The organism is uncultured Brevundimonas sp. (assembly GCF_963974615.1).
Lineage (GTDB): Bacteria > Pseudomonadota > Alphaproteobacteria > Caulobacterales > Caulobacteraceae > Brevundimonas.
Genome location: NZ_CAXBDH010000008.1, coordinates 16,666 through 36,323, shown reverse-complemented (window position 1 = coordinate 36,323; position 19,658 = coordinate 16,666). Strand labels below are relative to the sequence as shown.

Genomic DNA, 19,658 nt, shown 5'->3' with positions numbered 1-19,658 from the left:
ACCGGCCTCTCGCAAAGTCGCGAGCGCCACCCAGTCGAGTAATTGATTTCATGAGTGATACCGCCCTGACCTTCGCCATCCCCGACACCCTGGCCCCCGAGCCCCGCCTCAACCGCCGCCAGGCCGCCAAGGTCCGGACCCGCCAGAAGGTGCTCGACGCGGCCCGCGGTCTGTTCGCCGAGCGCGGCTATGATGCGGCCACGATCCGCGACATCGCCAAGGGTGCCGGAATGTCGACCGGGGCGGTGTTCGCCAATTTCCAGGACAAGGCCGAGCTGTTCGAGGCGGTGCTGGACCAGGACATGATCCGTATGACCGGGGTGATGAAGGCGGTCGACACCAGCGATGCTCCGCTGCGCGCGCGCCTGACCGGAGCCCTGGAAGCCGTCTATCGCGCCAGCCTCGACCATTTGCCGCTGGTGCAGGCGGTGGTGGCCCGCTCGTGGTTCCAGCCGCATGACGCCGAACTGCGCACCCGGGTCGCGGTCAAGGGCCTGGTAATGACGGTCAGCGACATCCTGCAATCGGCCGTGCGTACCGGCGAACTGAAACAGGACGCCGATGTGCGGCTGATCAGTGAACTGGTGTGGGACGCCTTCCTGTCGAACTACCGGCGCGCGGCCTATGACGGCTGGTCGCTGACGCAGCTGTCGGCCCACGTCGGCAAGCAGATCGACCTGATCCTGGCCGGGGTCCTGATCCGGCAATAGGCCGGGCCGGAACCGGTCAGCTCTTCCAGCGCAGAACGGCCGGCTTGACCGGATTGACGAAAGGGCGGCCCCCGGCCCGGCTCTTCGTCCATTCGCGCTTGAGCTGCTGGTACCATTTGGCCTGTTTATCGGCGTCGTCGATCCAGATCAGGGCCGGATCGTAGCGCAGGCCCTGGTTTTGCAGGTTCACCATACCGCCGTCCTGCTGCAGGAAGGCGCGCACGCCCGGACGCAGGAAGGGCCGGGCCAGGGCGAAGACCCAGTGGTCGGACCAGAAGATCTGGGTAATGCGGGTGCGGGTTTCGTCCAGCGGCGTCAGGCAGGTCAGGGCCAGCACCTGTTTCGGACCCACCTGGATATGTTCCCAGCGATAGCCCGGCAGGCGGAAGGTGATCTCGGTCGCCGGCGCTCCGCCGAGAATGCGATAGGCGCGGCTGTTCGACGACGGGGCATGACGCACCATGGCGAAGCCGAGCTCGCGCGGCTCGAAGGCCTTGGCCTTTTCATGCATCGACCGGGTCGAGCGCCACCACCATTGCTGATGCACATAGGGGCCGTGGGCCGGGTCCATCAGCCCGACCACCGCGTGGTCGATATGGGCGTCGAAATCCATCGACTCGACCAGTTTGGCCCCACCGCCGACGACACCGGGGAAGACCGGTGGCTCATGATCGGGCTCGGCCGGGACGCGCGGGTCGGCGGCCATCCAGACGAACACCATGCCCTGGCTCTCACGCACCGGATAGGACCGCACGCGGATGCGGTCGGCCTCATAGGGCTGGCCCTCGACCAGCGAGGGGATGGCGGCGCAGACCCCGTCGGGGCGGAAGCGCCAGCCGTGGTAGCAGCACTGGACCGTCTCGCCCTCGCCCGGGTGCTCAACCAGTTTTCCGGCCGACAGCGGGGCGGCGCGGTGCGGGCAGATGTCGCGCAGCGCATAGACCTGACCGGCGCGGGTGCGGCCGACCAGCACCGGCTCGCCCAGCAGTTCATGGCGCGTCAGCGAGGCCGGGCCGACGTCACGCGACAGGGCGACAAAATACCAGGTATCGAGGACGTAGCCCTGACCGAACGCGGTCGGGGTGACGGGTGCCCCGGAGGGACCTGGGGGCTGGACCGGACCGGCGGCTGGTGTCTTCATGCCCCTGTGTATCAAGCTGCACCGCCGTCGCCGAGAGGAGGATCGGCCAGATTTCAATAAAGAGCTTTACGTTTTAAAGTATATGAAACACTATGGCATCACAGTCAGGGAAACCGTCATGATCCGCACCGTCCTTCTCGCCTCCGTCTACCTCGCAATATCGGGTCCAGCCGCCCTGGCCCAGAGCCATGGGACCGACCACGCTGCGGCGGTCCCGGCCGGACACGGCCACCACCACGCCGATTTCGAGTCCGGCCGGTTTCATGTCCGGGTTGAGGGCGAGGGGCCGGACGTGATCCTGATCCCCGGCCTGAGCTCCTCACCCGAGGTCTGGGACGGCACGGTCGAGGCCCTGGGCGGCCACTACCGGGTGCACCGGATTCATATCCAGGGCTTTGCCGGCGCGCCGGCCATGGACAATGCCGAGGGCCCGGTCTCGGCTCCCGTCGCCGAAGAGCTGGCGCGCTACATCCGCGAACAGGGACTGGAACGGCCCGCCGTGATCGGCCATTCGATGGGCGGAACCATCGCCATGATGCTGGCCGCGCGTCATCCCGAACTGGTCGGCAAGCTGATGATCGTCGACATGGTCCCCTTCATGGGGGCGATGTTCGGAGCGACGGCCACCCCGGAGTCCGTGACCCCGGTCGCCGACCAGATCGAGGCCGGCATGACCAACGGCCCGGACGAGGCCTACCGGACCCAGCTGAAAGCCACCATCGACAGCATGATCCAAACCGAGAGTCGGCGCGCCGGGCCCCTGGAGGACGGGTTCACCTCCGACCGACGGGTCTCGGCCCACGCCTATCGCGAACTCATCGTCACCGACATGGGTCCGGAGCTGTCGCGCATCACCGCCCCGACCGAAGTGATCTACGCCAAATTCAACGTCCCGGGGGTGACCCCGGAGATCACCGACGGCATCTATGCCGCCGCCTTCGCCCGCCTGCCCAGCGTCAAGCTGAAGCGCATCGACGACAGCGCCCATTTCATCATGCTGGACCAGCCCGCCCGGTTCGCCGCTGAAGTGAACGCATTTTTAGAATAGACGCGTCCAGTGTCATGCTTTCGGCGGAATGCGCCTTCACGGTCGATGATCGTGGGGGCGTTTCCGTAACGGGTCGAATGGTCTAGGACCGGACGACGGCTGGCGAGAGGGTACATATGGCGGGTCCAGGGTCTGGGCGATGGTTCGGGCTCGGTCCCGACGCCGGCGGCGGTGCGCAGCGCACGCCGCTACAACGGCTATTGTACTGGAGCATGGTGCTGGCTGTCTGGGGGGCCATCTTCCTGGTGGTGTTCTTCGCCGTATTCGCGCGCGACCTGCCGGACACCTCGACCCTGTACGACATTGATCGTCAGCCCTCGATCACCTACCTGGACCGCAACGGAGCCCTGATCGCGGTGCGCGGCACCCAGCAGGCCCCGCCGGCCGATCTCGACGCCCTGCCCGACTATGTCCCGGCCGCCTTCATCGCCATCGAGGACCGTCGCTTCTATATGCACCCGGGCTTCGACCCGATCGGCATGTCACGGGCCATGGCCGCCAATATGCGCGCCGGCCGGGTGGTGCAGGGCGGCTCGACCTTGACCCAGCAACTGGCCAAGAACCTGTTCCTGACCCCGGACCAGAACCTGAAGCGCAAGGTCCAGGAATTGATGCTGGCCGTCTGGCTGGAGCTGAAATTCAGCAAGAAGGAAATTCTCGCCCTCTATCTGAACCGGGTCTATTTCGGAGCCGGTGCCTATGGCATCGAATCCGCCTCGCAACGCTATTTCGACAAGAGCGCCAAGGATCTGACCGTCGGCGAGGCGGCCCTGTTGGCCGGACTGCTGAAGGCCCCGTCACGCTATTCACCGGTGTCCGAAGGCGAACGCGCCGCCGCCCGCGCCACCGTAGTGCTGGACGAGATGACCGATGCCGGGGTCATCACCCCCGAGCAACGCGCCGCCGCCGTGCTGGAACCGGTCCGGGTTTCGCGGACCCTGGCCAGTCAGCACGCCCAGTATTTCATCGACTGGCTGGACAAACAGATCCGCGGCCTGGTCGGCGAGCCGACCGAGGACATGATCGTCGAGACCACCCTGGACCTGACGCTGCAGACCGCGGCCGAGCGTTCAGTGCGCCGCATTCTCGATCGCGACGCCTCGCGCGGCGTCGAACAGGCCGCCCTCGTGGCCCTGGACGGCGACGGACGGGTGCGGGCCATGATCGGCGGGGCCTCCTATGCCGACAGTCAGTTCAATCGCGCCGTCGACGCCCGTCGCCAGGCCGGGTCGGCATGGAAACCGTTCGTCTATCTGGCTGCGGTCGAGGCCGGCTATATGCCGGAAAGCCGGGTCGTCGACGAGCCGCTCCGCATCGGCAACTGGTCGCCGCGCAACTATTCCGGCAATTTCATCGGTGAAACCAGCCTGGCCAATGCCGTGGCCCAGTCGACCAACACCATCGCCGCCCGCATCGCCGACGAGATCGGTCGCGACAATGTCGCCCGCGCGGCTCACCGCCTGGGTATCAGCACACGGATCGGTCTGGAGCCGGCCATGGCGCTCGGGGCCGTCGAGGTGGCCCCGCTTGAAATGGCCCAGGCCTTCGACGCCTTCGCCAACGGTGGCAAACGGGCCACAGCCTATGGCATCAGCCGCATCCGCACGCCCCAGGGGCGGGTGATCTATCAACGCGGTGCCCGCGAAGGCCGCACGCTGCAGGTCATCAACAATCCGCCACTCTACTATATGAACCAGATGCTGCGCGGCGTGGTCACTTCCGGCACCGGCCGTTCGGCCGCGATTTCCGGGCATGACATCGCCGGCAAGACCGGCACGACCTCGGACTACAGGGATGCCTGGTTTGTCGGCTACACCGGCGGCTTCGTCACAGCCGTCTGGGTCGGCAAGGACGACAACAGTCCCATGCGCGGCGTGACCGGAGGGGCCGCGCCCGCAGCCATCTGGAAGAGCTTCATGTCGGCGGCCCTGCCGCGCCTGAACACCTCCGCCATTCCCAACGGCCCACCCATGCCCGAAGGCTGGCAACCGCCCAACCCGGTTCAGGATCTGATCAGTTCGGTCGGCGACCCGTACGGCGATGCCGCCATTCCCGCCGAAACGCCCCTCGACGCGCCCCAGCCGGTCCCGGCGCGCCCGTCCCCGACCCTGCCCATGGTGCGCCCGACCGCGCCGCAACCGGAACAACGTCCCGAGCCGCTGCCGCCCGAAAAGAAGACCGACCCGCTGTTCTTCTAGGGCGTTTTCACGTCCGGCCGGCCTAGACCATTTTTGTTTCAGGTCGAATCGACCTGAAACCAAAAAATGCTCCAGATTCAAACTGGAGCGAAATCTGAGCCGAGTTGGACTGCGCCCAACTCAACCGATTTCGCTCTAGCGACCGACAGCGTGCAGACTCGCGCCGTGGTCGCGCAGCCAGCGCCGATGCGACGAAGGGTCACCGATCAGATCACGGACCACAGCCCAGTAGGCCGGGCTGTGGTTGGCGTGGACCAGATGGGCCACCTCATGGGCGGCCAGATAGTCCAGCACCGCCGGCGGGGCCATGATCACCCGCCAGGAATAGCGGATGGTGCGGTTGTGCGGGCTGCACGACCCCCAGCGCGAGCGGCCATCAGCGATCGAGACCTGAACCGGCTTCTGGCCCAGGGCCTGAAGATGGATGTCGGTACGGGCGACCAGGGCCCGGCGGGCCTCGCGCTTCAGCAGGTTCCGGACGCGGCGGGAAAAGGCCTCGCCCTCGCCGCCGGAAATGATGATCGGTCCCGTTTCGTCCGTAGACAGGCGCGCCGCCCCGGCCCCGCCCCCGGCCACCAGCCGCACCGGGTGGCCTGACAGGGTGACGGTGCCGCCAGGCTGCAGCGGCGTGCCGACCGGGCGGGCGGTCAGCCGTTCGAGGATCCAGGCGTTGCGGCTGCGGGCAAAGGTTACGGCCTCGGCCAGACGACGCTCGTTCGGGGCCACGGCCACGGCCTCGCCCGCCCGGACATCGATACGGATCGAGATGCGGCGGGCCCGGGAATTGACCGAGAGACGGAGGGTTCCCTCCCCGCCGTCAAGCGGCAGTCTTTGCCCGTTCCGGTACTGCACAGAGCGTCTCGTTGGCGGTGATGAAGTCGCGCACCCGGGGGTAGATCTCGTCCCGGAAACGACGACCGTTGAACACACCATAGTGGCCGACGTCCGGCTGCACATAGAGAATGCGACGGTCCTCGGGAATGTTCGGGGTCAGGCCGTGCGCCGCCTGTGTCTGGCCGACGCCGGAGATGTCGTCCTTCTCGCCCTCGACCGTCATCAGGCCGATGTCGGTGATCTTCGTCAGGTCGACCTTGCGTCCGCGGTGTTCCAGCAGGCCGCGCGGCAACAGATGCTGCTGGAAGACGATGTCGATGGTCTGCAGATAGAATTCCTCGGTCAGGTCCAGAACCGACAGATATTCGTCGTAGAATTCCTCGTGCCGGGTGGTCTCGTCACCATCGCCGTTGACCAGATTTTCGAAATACTGGCGGTGAGCGTCGATGTGGCGTTCCTCGTTCATCGACATGAAGCTGAACAGCTGGACGAAGCCCGGATAGACGCGCCGTCCGAAGCCCGGATAGGGCCATGGCACGGTATGGATCATGTTCGACTTGAACCAGGCAAAGGGCTTGGCCTCGGCCAGCTGGTTGGTTTCGGTCGGCGACAGGCGTGCATCGATCGGCGAGCCCATGAAGGTCATCGAGGCCGGACGGTTGGGATCCTCGTCCTCGGCCATCAGGGCACAGGCAGCCAGCACCGGCGGGCCGGGCTGGCAAACACCGACCACATGGGCGCGCGGGCCGATCACGGCCAGCATGTCGCGCACGTGGTCGATATAGTCGGAGAAGTCGAAGCGACCTTCCAGCATCGGTACCTGACGGGCATTGACCCAGTCAGCGACATAGACGTCGTGATCCTGCAGGAAGGTCTCGACCGTGCCGCGCAGCAGGGTGGCATAGTGACCCGACAACGGGGCCACGATCAGCACGGCCGGTGCCGCCGTCGGCTTTCCGGCCCGTTTCAGATCCCCGATATGACGCGCGAATCGAACCAGCCGCACCCAGGGCGAGGACCAGACCACCTGTTCGGTGGTGCGCACCGAGCGGTCGTTGATCGTGACGGTCTCCAGCCCCCAGGCCGGCTTGCCGTAGCGCCGCGTCAGCCCCTCGAACAGCTCGGCCGAAGCGAAGGCGGTGCGGCCGATGGCCGTGTCCGAGGCGGGATTGAGCGGGGAGTTCCAGAACTGCCGGGCCATCTGGGCCCCGATCCGGAACGGCGATGCTGAATGGTAGGCGAGCTCGTGAAGGGAATAGAGCATGAAATCCTGGGGACGGCTCCGCACTGATGCGGCAGTGCACCATACAACGCATGGCCCTGCAAAAGGATTATCATTTTTCCGGGCACTGCCGCGCTTTGCACGTGCGCTACCGCGCTTCGCGCTGCTTGAGCACTTGGCTCGTGGCGCTACCGCGCTTCGCGCTACTTGAGCGCCTGACCGAGGGTCAGCCCCGGTCCATGGCCCGGCGGATGACGTCGGCCGAACGGTCGGGGCCGAGGTCGCCGCCCAGGGGGCTGCGGAATTTTCCGTCGGGGCCCATCAGATAGACGGTCAGGGAGTGATTCATCGTATAGGTCTCGCCCTCACCGGATTTCTGGAAATAGACCCTGTAGGCGTCGGCGGCGGCCTTCACCTGCGCCGGGGTGCCGGTCAGGCCGATGACTCCTTCAGGGAAGCCGTCACTGGACAGATAGGTCTTGAGCACAGCCGGCGTATCGCGTTCGGGATCGACACTGATGAACAGGATTTGCAGGTCGTCGGCACGGTCGCCCAGCCGGTCCTGGGTCGCCTTCAGCGCCGCAAGGGTGGTGGGGCAGTAATCCGGACACCAGGTGAAGCCAAAAAAGACCAGGCTCCATTTGCCGTCCAGCATCGTCTGATCGACGGCGCGTCCGTCCTGGTCGACCAGGTTGAACGGCCCGCCGACGGACGGTTGGCCGGTAAAGGACACATCCTGCGAGGTCGCGAGTTCACGGTCCCGGTTCGCGACCACGACCACCGTGGTGACAGCCAGAACCGCGGCGATCAGGAGACAGGCTCCAGCGAAGATCAGGACGGAACGACGGGGCATCAAGAGGTCTCGTGAAATCGCCCACAGCCGGGCCTGAGCGGTCTATAGAAGAGCCGTGACCCCGACCCAAGACCCCGCATCGTCGCAGACACCCGGCCGCTTCGTCGCCTGGAGCGACCATGCGCGTCGCAGCCGGGGCCTGTCACTGCGGACGCTGGTGATCCTGCGCTGGATGGCCATCGCCGGCCAGAGCGCGACCATTCTGGTGGCCAGCGCCGGCTTTCATTTCGACCTGCCGCTGTGGGCCTGTCTGGCCGTAATCGGGGCCAGTGTGGTGATGAACCTGCGGGCCACCGCCCGGCTCAGGCGCGCCGACGTTCCGATCAGCGACGGCCAGACAACGGCGACCCATCTGGGGTTCGACATCCTGCAGCTGACTGCCCTGCTGGCCCTGACCGGGGGCCTGACCAATCCCTTCTGCCTGCTGCTGGTCGCCCCGGTGACGGTCTCGGCCGCCTCGCTGCCGGCACGGCAGGCGGTGCTGCTGGGCCTGCTGGTGCTGCTGGCCACGGTGGGACTGTTCTTCTGGGCCCTGCCGCTGCCGTGGCAGGCTGGCACTGAAATGGTCCTGCCGCCACTGTACCGGTTCGGCACCGGCCTGGCCCTGACCACCGGGGTGATCTTCACTGCGGCCTATGCCTGGCGGGTGGCGACAGACGCGGAAAAACTGGAGCTGGCCCTGACCATGACCCAGGACGTGCTGCAGCGCGAACAGCGACTGGCGGCCCTGGGCGGGCTGGCGGCGGCGGCGGCGCACGAGCTGGGCACGCCGCTGGCGACCATTCAGGTGGTGGCCCGGGAACTGTTGCGGGCCTCACCGCCGGACGGAGCCTCGGCCGAGGACGCGGCGCTGATCCTGCAACAGGCCGAACGGTGTCGCGGCATTCTCAAACGCCTGTCGCAGCAACCCGAGGAGGGCGACGCCCTCTATGCCGACGTCGGGCTCGAAGCCCTGCTGGAAGAGGTGGCCGAGCCCCATCGCGGCTTCGATCTGGAGTTCGACGTCCAGGTGCGGACCCGGTCCGGTGAACCGCCGCCGCGTGTCCGGCGCATGCCCGAAGTGATCCACGGCCTGTCGGCCCTGGTCGAGAACGCCGCCGACTTCGCCAATAGCCGGGTGTGGGTGCTGGCCACGGTCGCGGCCGACTGGATCGAGATCGAGGTAACGGACGACGGCCCCGGCTTCGCCAGTGAAATCCTGCCGCGTCTGGGCGAGCCCTATGTCACCAGCCGGCCCCAAGGCAAGGCACGTCAGGCCCTCGCGGCCCAGATCGCCGCCGCCGCCCGCCCGGCCCTGCCCGGCCGCAAGGGTCGCAAGGGCCGCAAGGAGTCGCCGCCGATTCCCGAGATCGCCCCCAGCCAGGGCGGCATGGGTCTGGGCTTCTTCATCGCCAGCACCCTGCTGGAGCGTACCGGCGGCAAGGTCACCGTCGGGCCCGGGAACGGCGAGAAGGGGCAACCGAAAGGGGCCCGCGTCTCGATCCGCTGGGCACGCCCCTCACTGGAAGTTCAGCAATCTGACGGCGGAACCTTGACCGCAGCCCCGCCAGAGCCAAGTTGAAGCGGCAGGAGAAATTTGATGCCCGACCTCGAAGCCCGGATCGCCGCCTTGCCAGACAAGACGCTGTTGCTGCTGGACGACGACCAGGCTCTGCGCACCCGGCTGGGGCGCGCGCTGGAAAGCCGCGGATTCACCGTCACCACGGCCGGGTCGGTGAGCGAGGCGCGCGAGGCGCTGCAGATCGCCGTTCCCGCCTTCGCCGTGCTGGACATGCGGCTCGAGGACGGCAACGGGCTGAAGGTGGTCGAAGCCATCCGTGACCGGCGCGAAGACGCCCGCATCGTCATGCTGACCGGCTACGGAGCCATCGCCACGGCGGTGGCGGCAGTCAAGGCCGGGGCGGTCGATTATCTGCAGAAACCGGCCGACGCCGACGATGTGGTCAAGGCCCTGATGGCCGCCGGAGAGGCCGCCGATCCGCCGGACAATCCGATGAGCGCCGACCGGGTGCGCTGGGAACATATCCAGCGCGTCTATGAGCTGTGCGACCACAATGTCTCGGAGACCGCCCGTCGCCTCGGCATGCACCGACGGACCCTGCAGCGCATCCTGGCCAAACGCGCGCCGCGCTAGGCACACGGGCCGTTTGGGTCCGGGTCAGCGGCCGCTCAGCCGATGAGGCGCCGGCGGTTGTCGCGCCACTCATCCCGGGTCTGGCCCCACAGGTCGATGAGCGCGTCCTGGAACGGAGCCGGCAGCCGTCCGGGGCCCCGGTTACGAGAGCCCAGCCGTTCGGCCAGCTTGATCGAGGGGCCATTGTCGGGGGCGATACAGTGGATCACATCGCTCCAGCCCAGGGTGTCGAAGGCATAATCGACCGCCGCTGTCGCAGCCTCGAGCGCATAGCCCTGACCGGCGGCGTCGCGATGCAGGCTCCAGCCGACCTCGGTGCCGGGCCAGCCGTGCGGTTGCCACGGGCCGATCCGGCCGATCCACTGTCCGCTGGACTTCTCGATCACCGAAAACATCGCCACACCGCTCAGGGTCCAGGCTCCGGCCATGGCCATCATCGAACGCCACACCTGGGACGGGGCCTGGACGCCGCCGATGAAGCGCGCCGTCTCCTCATCCCCCATGAAGTCGCACCAGCGGTCGAAATCCTCCATCGCCGTCGGGCGCAGGATCAGTCGGGCTGTTTCGAGGGTCGGGCCGGGGGCGGTGCGGGTCAAAGCGGGAACTCCTGTTCGAGATTGTAGTGGCTGCCACTGTCCGACAGGACGCTGGACCACAGACCGAAGCGGTCGATGCGGATCGGCGGCGAATGCAGCAGATTGTGTCCTGCCATCCAGGCCGCGACCCGGTCCGGATCGGCGTGCGGCTTCAGATAGGCCAGGGTGACGTGAGGCCGGTAGACGCGTTTCTCCATAACGATCCCGGCCCGCTCCGCCGCCGCGCGACAGCGGCCGGCCAGAACGGCCAGCCGTTCGTTCGGCTCGACCCCGGCCCACAGGGTCTGGCTGCGATGGGTGTCGCCGAAGGTCCCGACCCCGGCCAGGGCAATCTCGAACGGCCCGCCGGTCGCGGCCCGCCCCAGTTCAGCGACCAGATCATCGGCACGGCGTTCGTCGACGGCACCATAGAAGGCCAGGGTCACATGCAGGGCCTCGAACGGCCGCCAGCGCGCGCCCGGCAGGCCGGTCTGCCGCCGCGCCAGGGTCTCGGCGACATCGAATGGAATCGGCAGGGCGGTGAACAGGCGGATCATGCGTCCTTTGGTAGCGATCATCACGCCCCGTCGAAAGACCGGATTCACTTGCGCCACAGGCCTTCGACCCCGATATTCACAGCAACGCCGGGAGATTGTCCCGGCCACGATCGGAGACAGTTCGCGATGAACGATTTCAGAAACGGGTTTTCAAGACCGGTGCCCGCGACGGCCGACATGGCCGTGGATTCCGGCCTGCGCGCCTTCATGCTGGGCGTCTACAACAAGCTGGCCCTCGGCCTGGTGGTGGCCGGGGCCCTGGCCTACGTCACCGGCAATGTGCCCGAGGTCCAGGCCCTGCTGTTCCAGCAGGCCGCTGACGGCCGCATCGGCCTGACCATGCTGGGCATGGTCGTGCAATTCTCGCCGCTGGTGATGCTGTTCGGCTCGATGTTCTTCATGAAGAACCCCACCGCCGGCGGGGTCAACCTGCTGTACTGGGGCGTGGTCGCAACCATCGGCGCGGGCATGGGCGTGCTGTTCCTGATCTATACGGGCACCTCGATCGCCACGACCTTCTTCGTCACGGCAGCGGCGTTCGGCGGGCTCAGCCTGTTCGGCTACACGACCAAGAAGGACATGTCCGGCATGGGCACCTTCCTGATCATGGGCGTGATCGGCCTGGTCATCGCCATGGTGGTCAACATGTTCCTGCAGTCCGGCGTGATGGCCCTGGTCATCTCGGGTCTGGGCGTGCTGATCTTCTCGGGCCTGATCGCCTATGACACCCAGCGACTGAAGATGACCTATTACCAGCTGGGCGGCAACGAGGCGGCGATGGGCGTGGCTACGGGTTTTGGAGCCCTCAGCCTGTTCATCAATTTCGTCAATCTGTTCCAGTTCCTGCTGATGTTCATGGGCGGCAGCCGCAACTAGGGCGACGCCGGGCGACAGACGAAACGGGGCCCCGGTGGAACCGCCGGGGCCCCGTCTATTTGGGTCTGCCTATTCGGGCCTGGCTATTTGACGACGGCGAAGCGCCGGCTGTCGAAGATGCGCAACACCTGGGCCAGTTCGCGGCCACGCCGCAGCACCATCCCCCCCTCGCCGATCACCGCCCACTGGCCCTGTTTCAGGCGCAGGGCCGGGCGTTTCTCGATGCGAATGACCGGGGCGTCGCCCGAACGGCGGAAGGCGGCGAACTCGGCCACCTCGCGATGGCCCGCCATCGCATAGTCCCGCCATTCACCCGCGGCGACCATCCGCCCGTAGACCCGCAGGATCAGATCCAGTTCGCGCCGGTCGAAGAAGACCGGCCCCGCCTGGGGCGGTCCACTGTCATTGCTGGCGGGGTCGAGACTCATCGCGTTTCAGACTAGACCGGCCGCGCGGAAAGGCCAGCCCCCGGTCGCCTTGCGCGCCCGGAGCCGGGGCAGCGACAACACGCCACACCCCGATGCACAACCGACACGAAAAGGCCCCCTTTCGGTCCTGCACATGCCTGTTTGGCCCGCCAAACCATTCGTATCGGCCTGTTGAAGTTCGGAGCGGTTCCGGAACCTGAACAGCCCCCCCAGCCCCCCTGGATTTCTCCATCAAGGGCTTCAGCGGGCCGGTGCTTCCTCCAAGCGAGGCGCCCGTTCGGCCACCCCTCCCCCCCTCGGCCGGACGGGCGTTTTGTTGTCCGGAGCCCGACTCAGTCGCCGAGCACGACAGTCTGGGCGGCACCGGCCCGCGACACCGTCAGCTCGACCGTTTCACCGGCCGCGTTGAGCGCGTCGGACAGGGTGCGGATATCGGCCACCCGGGTCCCGTCGACCGCCGAGACCACATCGCCGGCGATCAGGCGGCGCGCGGCGGCGATCGACCCCCCTTCCACGGCCGTTACCAGAACGCCGGACTGACTGACGCCATCCCCGGCCCGCAGGTCCCGGAAGGCGGCCCCGAACGCCTGGACTTCACCGGTCCCCAGAATCACCCGGGCCTCAACCGGCCGTTCGACGCTGAGCGAGGTCGTGCGCTCGCGCCCGCCGCGCAGATAGGTCACGGTCAGTCCGGCACCGGGGGCGGCGATACCGATCGTCGCCCGGACCGACCCGGCATTGGCCACCGGCCGACTCTGTATGCGGGTGATGATGTCATTGCGCTGAAGGCCCGCCGCTTCCGCCGGTGAGCCGGGGGCGACGTCGTCGACGACGGCTCCCCGCACAATGCTCACCCCCAGGGCATGAGCCCGTTCCGCATTGAGTGACCCGAAAATGGCTCCGGTGCTGCCGCGCTGGACTTCGCCGAACTCACGCAGCTGACCGACCACATGCAGCATGATGCGGCTGGGCACGGCGAAGGCGATGCCGTCATTGCCACCACCACCGCCCGACAGGATCGAGGTGTTGATGCCGATCAACCGCCCCAGACTGTCCAGCAGCGGCCCGCCCGAATTGCCGGAATTCACCGCCGCGTCGGTCTGGATATAGTCCTCGACCGCGTCGCCCAGCCCCGACCGGTTCAGACCCGACACCACCCCCATGGTCAGGGTCTGGTCGAGCCCCAGCGGATAGCCGACGGCAAAGGCCAGGTCGCCGGCGCGCAAGGTATCGGAATCGGCCACGGACACCTGGGTCAGGCCAGTGGTGTCGATCTTCAGCACGGCCAGGTCAGTGGCCTTGTCGACCCCGATCAGAACGGCATCGACCAGCCGGCCGTCGACCATGTCGACAGTGAATTTCCGGCCGTTCTCGACCACATGGTTGTTGGTGACGATGATGCCCGCGGCAGCATCGATGATGACGCCCGAGCCCGTGGCGACCGGCCGGGCTTCGTTTTCGCCCGAGCTCGGCCCCCGGGACGAGCCCAGGGTCGTCACCTGCACCACCGCCGGCAGCGATTGCTCAAGCCCCGAGGCAAAGCTGAACACCCCGCGGCGGGTGTCGAACGGAATATGACGGACGGCCGGTGCCGGCGCGGTCCGGGTCCCGCCCGGATAGGGCGTCTGGGCCGCCACCGGCGCGACCATCGCGACCGCCAGCACCGAGGCCAGGGCCCCGATCCGGATCGCGCCCAGGCTGACCGTGGACAGGTTTTCGTTTCGGAAATTAGCGCGGCGCATCATCGACCCCCCTTGTTCTGGGGCCGACCCTAGCGCGAGAAATCCGCCGTGACGATGGTTGGAGGGGGTGCCCCTAGAAGGCGCTCTGTCCGGTGATGGCCCGACCCAGGATCAAGGCGTGGACGTCATGGGCCCCTTCATAGGTGTTGACCGTCTCCAGATTCATCGCGTGGCGCATCACATGCATCTCGCCGGTGATGCCGGCCCCGCCGTGCATGTCGCGGGCCTCGCGGGCGATGGCCAGGGCCTTGCCGCAATTGTTGCGCTTCATCATCGAGATGGCCTCAGGCACCCAGGCCCCCTGGTCGAGCAGCCGACCGAGCGCCAGCGCCCCCTCGAAGCCGAGGAAGATCTCGGTCTGCATATCGGCCAGCTTCTTTTGCACCAGCTGGCGCGACGACAGCGGCCGGCCGAACAGCATGCGCTCGCCGACATAGTCGCGGGTCGCGTGGAAACAGAACTCGGCCGCGCCCATGGCTCCCCAGGCGATGCCGAAACGGGCCTTGTTGAGGCAGGAGAACGGCCCGCGCAGACCCTTCACACCCGGCAGGATATTGGCCTCGGGCACGAACACGTCATTGAGGCCGATGTCGCCGGTGATCGAGGCGCGTAGGCTCAACTTGTCGCCGATCTTGTCGGTGGTGAAGCCGTCCATGCCGCGTTCGACGATGAAGCCGCGGATCACATCGTCGAGCTTGGCCCAGACGATGGCCAGATCGCTGACCGGGCTGTTGGTGATCCAGTATTTGGCCCCGTTCAGCCGGTAGCCGCCTTCGACGGCGACGGCCTTGGTCTTCATCGACGCGGGGTCGGAACCGCCGTCGGCCTCGGTCAGGCCGAAACAGCCGATCAGCTCACCGGCCGACATCTTCGGCAGGAAGCGCATTTTCTGTTCTTCGGTGCCGAAGGCATAGATCGGATACATGGCCAGCGACGACTGCACGCTCATGGCCGAGCGATAGCCGCTGTCGACCGCCTCGACCTCGCGCGCGATCAGGCCGTAGGCCACATGCGAGGCGTTCGAACCGCCGTACTGTTCCGGCAGCATGGCCCCCAGAAAGCCCATTTCGCCCATCTCGGTCATGATCGCCCGGTCAAAGGTCTCCTCGGCAAAGGCCTTGACCACCCGCGGCAGCAACCGGTCGCGGGCATAGGACCGGGCCGCGTCCTGGATCATCCGCTCGTCGTCGGTCAACCGGCCGGACAGGTCCAGCGGGTCGTCCCAGCGGAAGGTCTTGTGCGGAGCGGTGGTGCCGTCGGCCATGGGTCGTCTTTCCTGAACGGGGCGGAGAGGCGGTACGACCGTCACACAGTGATGACGGACCTCTCCGGGTCTGGCGGCGGTTTAGGCCAAAATGACCGGATCGGGTAGAGGGGCCGCCGGTCACGGGTTAGGATAGGGGTATGATCCGCACGTTGAAGCGTCTGTTCGTCGACCACCCGCGCGAGGTGGGCGAGGGCTATTTCGAACATATGGCCGCCGCCGCCCGGTTCGGCCTTCGCCTGCTGGGGTTGGCCGGAACGGCCTTCCTGCACGCGGTCGTGCCCGGCCTGTGCAAGACCACGGTGTCGAAAGCCGTCTGCGCCATGGCCGACGAGGTCGACGGCCGGGCGAAGGAGGCCCGCGACGGCCGCATGCGCGAGGCCGGGGCCTGGGACCCGGGGCTCTGATCCCGGCCTTCTCCCGCACGGGGAGACGGGATAGGTAGGCTGAATGACCCAGTCCCAAGGCCCCCTTTCCGGCGTTCGCGTGCTCGATCTCAGCCGGGTGCTGGCCGGGCCGTGGGCGACCCAGACCCTGGCCGATCTCGGAGCCGAGGTGATCAAGATCGAACGCCCCGGTGTCGGCGACGACACCCGCGCCTGGGGCCCCCCCTTCACCACCAGGGCCGACGGCACGCCGGGCGACGCCGCCTATTTCCTGTGCGCCAACCGCGGCAAGAAGTCGGTCACCCTCGACATTGCCACGCCCGAAGGGGCCGCCGCCGCGCGTGAGCTGGCCCGGAGCTGCGATGTGGTGGTCGAGAATTTCAAGACCGGCGGGCTGGCGAAATACGGCCTCGACCACGCCGCTCTGGCGGCTCTCAATCCCCGGCTGGTCTATTGCTCGATCACCGGCTTCGGTCAGGACGGGCCCGACGCAGGGCGCGCCGGCTATGACTATATGATCCAGGCCATGGGCGGGCTGATGAGCGTCACCGGCCAGGCGGACGGCACGCCGGGGGCCGAGCCGATGAAGGTCGGGGTGGCCGTCGCCGACCTGTTCACCGGCCTGTACGCCTCCAACGCCATCCTCGCCGCCCTGCTGCACGCCCGGGCGACCGGCGAAGGCCAGCACATCGACATCGCCCTGTTCGACGTCCAGGCGGCGATGCTGGCCAATCAGGCGACCAATTTCTTCGTCTCCGGCAAGGTGCCGACGCGGATGGGCAATGCCCACCCCAATCTGGCCCCCTATCAGCCCTTTCCGTGCACGGACGGCATGGTGGTCATCGCCGTCGGCAACGACGGCCAGTTCCGGTCGCTGGCGGGGGCGCTGGGCGTGGCGGGCCTCGGGACCGATCCCCGCTTCCTGAGCAATGCCCTGCGCATCGAACACCGTGCCGCCCTGTCAGCCGAACTGTCAGCCCTGACCGCGGGCCTGACCATGCAGGCGCTGATGGCGAGGCTGGAAACGGCCGGTGTGCCCTGCGGTCCGGTCAATACGGTGGATCAGGTGTTCGATGAGCCCCAGGCCAGACACCGCGGTCTGGTGGTCGAACAGACCCGCGCCGACCTGGCCGGTCCCGTGCGCACCGTGGCCTCGCCGATCCGGATGTCCGTGACGCCGGTCCGCTATGACCTGCCGCCGCCAGCCCTGGGTCAGGACACGGATGAGGTGCTGGGCGGGCTCAAGCCCTGGAGCGAAATCGGTTGAGTTGGACGCAGTCCAACTCGGCTTAGATTTCGCTCCAGTTTGAATCTGGACCATTTTTTGGATTCAGGTCGATTCGACCTGAAACAAAAATGGTCTAGCGACCGGCCAGAAGCGCCACAAACGCCAGCACGGTCGCCCCGAGCGTGACCTTGGCCGGCAGGGTGCGGTCGGGAACAGTCCCGGACTCCGGTTCCGACGACTCCTCGATCGCCTCGGCACCGTGACGCAGGGCCTCAAGTCGGGCGCTGGCCTCGACGACCTGCCCATCCGGCACCGACAGCCGGATCCAGCCCAGAGCCTGCAGGATCAGCGGATCGGCCTTGGCGTGTTCGGCTCCGCCCAGCGTCGGCGTGAATCCGTCGGCCCGCAGGCGCGACGCGACGATCTCGGCCTCATAGACATCCGCGAAACGGGCGATCTCGATCTGGCGCATCCGATAAACCTAGACGCTTCGCTCGCGGGCGGCCATGCCGGAGTCCGGGATGGTTAGGGCCGCTGCAGTGTCAGCGTCGGGTCGCGATACGCCTTGATCTCGATCAGATAGCCGTCCGGGTCGGCCACGATCGCCTTGGCCTGACCCTTGACGTCATCGACCACGGGTGCCGTGGCGAAGCCGCCCGCGACCGCTCCGGCGCGGGCGACAAGCGCCTCCCAGTCGACCCAGGAAACGGTCGCACCGAAATGCTGGGCCTCCCGGTAAGGGGAGGGCGTTACCGCCGCCGGACGGTGGTAGGCGGTGAGTTGAGTCCCGAACAGCCAGATGTCGATCCACGCCTCGGTGCTGCGTCCCACTCTCGCGCCAAAGGCGCTTTCATAGAATGTGCGCGTGGCCTGCGGGTCGGAGACCGACAGCGACAGGTGGAAGACCGGCTCCAAGCCTTACAGATCCAGCAAAAAGCGCTGCGGATCCTCGAGGTGGTCCTTGATGCGGACGAGGAAGGTCACCGCCTCCTTGCCGTCGACGATGCGGTGATCATAGCTCAGGGCCAGATACATCATCGGCCGGATCACCACCTGACCGTTCACCGCCACCGGGCGCTGGACGATGTTGTGCATGCCCAGAATGCCCGACTGCGGCATGTTGAGGATCGGCGTCGACATCAGCGAGCCGTAGACCCCGCCATTGGTGATGGTGAAGGTGCCGCCCTGCAGCTGGTCCAGGGTCAGGTCGCCGTCACGGGCCGCCTTGCCGAGGTCAGAGATGCCCTTTTCAATACCCGCCAGCGACAGCACGTCGGCGTCACGCAGGACCGGCACCACCAGACCTTTTTCGGTGCCGACGGCGACGCCGATGTCATAGTGGTTCTTGTAGACGATGTCGGTGCCGTCGATCTCGGCGTTGACCGCCGGGATCTCGTGCAGCGCGTTGACCACGGCCTTCACGAAGAAGCTCATGAAGCCCAGCTTGGTGCCGTGGCGCTTCTCGAACGCGTCCTTGTACTGACTGCGCAGCGCCATCACCGCCGACATGTCGACCTCGTTGAAGGTGGTCAGCTGGGCGGCGGAATTCTGTGATTCCTTCAGGCGGCGGGCGATGGTCTGGCGCAGACGCGTCATCTTGACCCGATCCTCGCGCGGACCGGTCTCGCGCGGCGCGGCGGGAGCCGGAGCCGCCGGAGCGGCGGCGGGGGCCGGGGCCGGAGCCGCGGCGGCCTGCAGGGCATCGCCCTTGAGGATGCGGCCATCCTTGCCTGAGCCGGCGATGGCCCCGGGGTCGAGGTTCTCTTCGGCGACGATGCGCTGGACCGACGGCGACAGCGGGATGTCGGCGGCCGGGGCTGAAGCCGGCGCGGATGCGGTCGGGGCCGCGTCGGGAGCGGCGGCGGTGCCGGAGCCTGACACCTTGCCGATGGTCTGGCCCGGCGTGACGCTGGTGCCCTCGGTGGCGAGAATTTCCAGCACGCCGTCGGCCGGGGCGGCAATCTCGAGTGCGACCTTGTCAGTCTCGATCTCGACCAGCAGTTCGTCTTTCTTGACTGCGGCACCGGACGCCTTGAGCCATTTGCCCATCGAGCCCTCGGCGACGCTCTCGCCCATGACCGGAACCTTGATGTCCACCGATGCGGCGGTCGCTGCCGCCGGGGCGGGCGCGGGGGCCGAGACAGAGGCAGGCTTGGCGGTGGCCTGTGCGGGTGCGGCGGCGGCCGGAGCGGGAGCCGCCCTGGTCCCGGCGGCCCCTTCGGTCACTGTGCCCAGCACCGTGCCCGGCAGGACGGTATCACCCGTGGCGGCCTTGATCTCGGCCAGCACGCCGTCAGCGGGCGACACCACTTCCAGCGAGACCTTGTCGGTCTCCAGCTCGACGAGCAGCTCGTCCTTGCGGACGGCGTCGCCGACCTTCCTGCTCCATTTGGCGATGGTCGCCTCGGTGACGGATTCACCGAGCGTCGGGGTCAGGATGTCGGCCATGGGGTATCCAGATT

20 protein-coding genes are annotated in these 19,658 nt (G+C 67.3%); 8 read left to right on the top strand and 12 right to left on the bottom strand.

Annotation, left to right across the window (positions count from 1 at the left end; genetic code table 11):
* Positions 1–50 precede the first annotated feature (50 nt).
* Complete coding sequence (locus AAC050_RS06750) at positions 51–710, top strand: TetR/AcrR family transcriptional regulator (RefSeq protein ID WP_339914306.1); 660 nt, start codon at positions 51–53, stop codon at positions 708–710.
* A 16-nt stretch (positions 711–726) separates the two neighbouring features.
* Here AAC050_RS06750 and AAC050_RS06745 read toward each other — a convergent pair whose 3' ends face one another.
* Entirely contained in the window at positions 727–1,851 is a 1,125-nt protein-coding gene (locus AAC050_RS06745) for an aromatic ring-hydroxylating dioxygenase subunit alpha (RefSeq protein ID WP_339914305.1), read from the bottom strand.
* 118 nt (positions 1,852–1,969) lie between these two features.
* Between AAC050_RS06745 and AAC050_RS06740 the strand changes: the two genes are divergently transcribed.
* Positions 1,970–2,899 (top strand): alpha/beta hydrolase, encoded by a 930-nt coding sequence (locus AAC050_RS06740; RefSeq protein ID WP_339914304.1) that lies wholly within the window; start codon positions 1,970–1,972, stop codon positions 2,897–2,899.
* A 116-nt stretch (positions 2,900–3,015) separates the two neighbouring features.
* Positions 3,016–5,097, top strand: a complete 2,082-nt coding sequence (locus tag AAC050_RS06735; RefSeq protein WP_339914303.1) for a PBP1A family penicillin-binding protein — start codon at positions 3,016–3,018, stop codon at positions 5,095–5,097.
* 135 nt (positions 5,098–5,232) lie between these two features.
* On the opposite strand, the gene AAC050_RS06730 is transcribed toward AAC050_RS06735, so the two are convergent.
* The 3 genes from AAC050_RS06730 to AAC050_RS06720 all read right to left on the bottom strand — a co-directional run bounded on the left by AAC050_RS06730 (position 5,233) and on the right by AAC050_RS06720 (position 8,006).
* The gene (locus AAC050_RS06730) at positions 5,233–5,949 is read right to left on the bottom strand and encodes a SprT family zinc-dependent metalloprotease (RefSeq protein WP_339914302.1); all 717 of its coding nucleotides are present in this window, start codon (positions 5,947–5,949) and stop codon (positions 5,233–5,235) included.
* A complete protein-coding gene (gene phaZ, locus AAC050_RS06725; RefSeq protein WP_339914301.1) occupies positions 5,915–7,195 on the bottom strand; it encodes a polyhydroxyalkanoate depolymerase in 1,281 nt (426 codons plus the stop codon). The genes AAC050_RS06730 and phaZ overlap by 35 nt, the downstream gene beginning before the upstream one ends.
* A gap of 184 nt (positions 7,196–7,379) precedes the next feature.
* On the bottom strand, positions 7,380–8,006 hold the full coding sequence (locus AAC050_RS06720) for an SCO family protein (RefSeq protein WP_339914300.1): 627 nt from the start codon (positions 8,004–8,006) through the stop codon (positions 7,380–7,382).
* Positions 8,007–8,061: 55 nt separating this feature from the next.
* Here AAC050_RS06720 and AAC050_RS06715 point away from each other — a divergent pair, with 55 nt between their 5' ends.
* Positions 8,062–9,567 carry an ActS/PrrB/RegB family redox-sensitive histidine kinase gene (locus tag AAC050_RS06715; protein ID WP_339914299.1) on the top strand — a complete coding sequence of 502 codons (1,506 nt, stop codon included), beginning with the start codon at positions 8,062–8,064 and terminating at the stop codon, positions 9,565–9,567.
* A gap of 18 nt (positions 9,568–9,585) precedes the next feature.
* Positions 9,586–10,140 (top strand): ActR/PrrA/RegA family redox response regulator transcription factor, encoded by a 555-nt coding sequence (locus AAC050_RS06710; RefSeq protein ID WP_339914298.1) that lies wholly within the window; start codon positions 9,586–9,588, stop codon positions 10,138–10,140.
* A gap of 35 nt (positions 10,141–10,175) precedes the next feature.
* Here AAC050_RS06710 and AAC050_RS06705 read toward each other — a convergent pair whose 3' ends face one another.
* Complete coding sequence (locus AAC050_RS06705) at positions 10,176–10,736, bottom strand: GNAT family N-acetyltransferase (RefSeq protein WP_339914297.1); 561 nt, start codon at positions 10,734–10,736, stop codon at positions 10,176–10,178.
* Positions 10,733–11,272: an RNA 2',3'-cyclic phosphodiesterase gene (gene thpR, locus AAC050_RS06700; protein WP_339914422.1), complete on the bottom strand. Its 540-nt coding sequence runs from the start codon at positions 11,270–11,272 to the stop codon at positions 10,733–10,735. Before thpR ends, AAC050_RS06705 begins: the two co-directional genes overlap by 4 nt.
* Positions 11,273–11,398: 126 nt before the next feature.
* Here thpR and AAC050_RS06695 point away from each other — a divergent pair, with 126 nt between their 5' ends.
* A complete protein-coding gene (locus tag AAC050_RS06695; protein WP_339914296.1) occupies positions 11,399–12,148 on the top strand; it encodes a Bax inhibitor-1/YccA family protein in 750 nt (249 codons plus the stop codon).
* A gap of 83 nt (positions 12,149–12,231) precedes the next feature.
* On the opposite strand, the gene AAC050_RS06690 is transcribed toward AAC050_RS06695, so the two are convergent.
* The 3 genes from AAC050_RS06690 to AAC050_RS06680 form a co-directional block, all read right to left on the bottom strand.
* Positions 12,232–12,576 (bottom strand): DUF2794 domain-containing protein, encoded by a 345-nt coding sequence (locus AAC050_RS06690; RefSeq protein ID WP_339914295.1) that lies wholly within the window; start codon positions 12,574–12,576, stop codon positions 12,232–12,234.
* Between the two features lie 332 nt (positions 12,577–12,908).
* Positions 12,909–14,321: a trypsin-like peptidase domain-containing protein gene (locus AAC050_RS06685; protein ID WP_339914294.1), complete on the bottom strand. Its 1,413-nt coding sequence runs from the start codon at positions 14,319–14,321 to the stop codon at positions 12,909–12,911.
* 70 nt (positions 14,322–14,391) lie between these two features.
* Positions 14,392–15,582 carry an acyl-CoA dehydrogenase gene (locus AAC050_RS06680; protein ID WP_339914293.1) on the bottom strand — a complete coding sequence of 397 codons (1,191 nt, stop codon included), beginning with the start codon at positions 15,580–15,582 and terminating at the stop codon, positions 14,392–14,394.
* A 140-nt stretch (positions 15,583–15,722) separates the two neighbouring features.
* On the opposite strand from AAC050_RS06680, the gene AAC050_RS06675 reads away from it, so the two are divergent.
* Both AAC050_RS06675 and AAC050_RS06670 read left to right on the top strand, forming a co-directional pair.
* Positions 15,723–15,989 carry a DUF6356 family protein gene (locus AAC050_RS06675; RefSeq protein ID WP_339914292.1) on the top strand — a complete coding sequence of 89 codons (267 nt, stop codon included), beginning with the start codon at positions 15,723–15,725 and terminating at the stop codon, positions 15,987–15,989.
* A 43-nt stretch (positions 15,990–16,032) separates the two neighbouring features.
* Entirely contained in the window at positions 16,033–17,235 is a 1,203-nt protein-coding gene (locus tag AAC050_RS06670; protein WP_339914291.1) for a CaiB/BaiF CoA-transferase family protein, read from the top strand.
* A 94-nt stretch (positions 17,236–17,329) separates the two neighbouring features.
* Here AAC050_RS06670 and AAC050_RS06665 read toward each other — a convergent pair whose 3' ends face one another.
* From AAC050_RS06665 to odhB, 3 genes are read right to left on the bottom strand one after another with little or no spacing between them, the layout of a single operon-like run.
* Positions 17,330–17,668 (bottom strand): hypothetical protein, encoded by a 339-nt coding sequence (locus AAC050_RS06665; protein WP_339914290.1) that lies wholly within the window; start codon positions 17,666–17,668, stop codon positions 17,330–17,332.
* A gap of 53 nt (positions 17,669–17,721) precedes the next feature.
* Positions 17,722–18,111 carry a VOC family protein gene (locus AAC050_RS06660; RefSeq protein WP_339914289.1) on the bottom strand — a complete coding sequence of 130 codons (390 nt, stop codon included), beginning with the start codon at positions 18,109–18,111 and terminating at the stop codon, positions 17,722–17,724.
* 3 nt (positions 18,112–18,114) lie between these two features.
* The gene (odhB, locus tag AAC050_RS06655) at positions 18,115–19,644 is read right to left on the bottom strand and encodes a 2-oxoglutarate dehydrogenase complex dihydrolipoyllysine-residue succinyltransferase (protein WP_339914288.1); all 1,530 of its coding nucleotides are present in this window, start codon (positions 19,642–19,644) and stop codon (positions 18,115–18,117) included.
* Positions 19,645–19,658 lie beyond the last annotated feature (14 nt).